This is a genomic window from Neisseria sp. P0001.S005 (assembly GCF_051963715.1).
The window spans coordinates 1-368 of sequence record NZ_JBQCTZ010000765.1; the positions used below are offsets into that span (position 1 = coordinate 1).

Annotated in this window: 1 protein-coding gene; it reads left to right on the plus strand. The window is 62.8% G+C overall.

The window, feature by feature from the left end:
- Positions 1 to 368 (plus strand): 3-deoxy-D-manno-octulosonic acid transferase (locus tag ACTHSP_RS22760; protein ID WP_440347098.1); only part of this gene is annotated, 368 nt, incomplete at both ends.

Genomic DNA, 368 nt, shown 5'->3' on the forward strand with positions numbered 1-368 from the left:
ATTCCCCTCTTTTTGGCCAACGCGCGCCTCTCCGAAAAATCCCAACGCGGCTACCTCAAAATCCGCAAGCTGGTCGAACCTGCCATGCAGACCCTCTCCGGCTGCTTTGCCCAAACCGCCGCCGATGCCGAACGCCTGCACCTCATCGGCGCGTCCAACGTCCACGTCTGCGGCAACACCAAATACGACATCGCTCCCCCCGACGACTCGCGCCCGCTTGCCGTCGCCTTTAAAGAACGCATCGGCGCACGCCCCGTCGTCGTCTGCGCCAGCACGCGTGTATACAAAGGCACAGACGAAGCCGAGCTGCTCCTCAAAGCATGGCAGGGCTACCGCGGCAATGCCTTGCTGGTCATCGTACCGCGCCA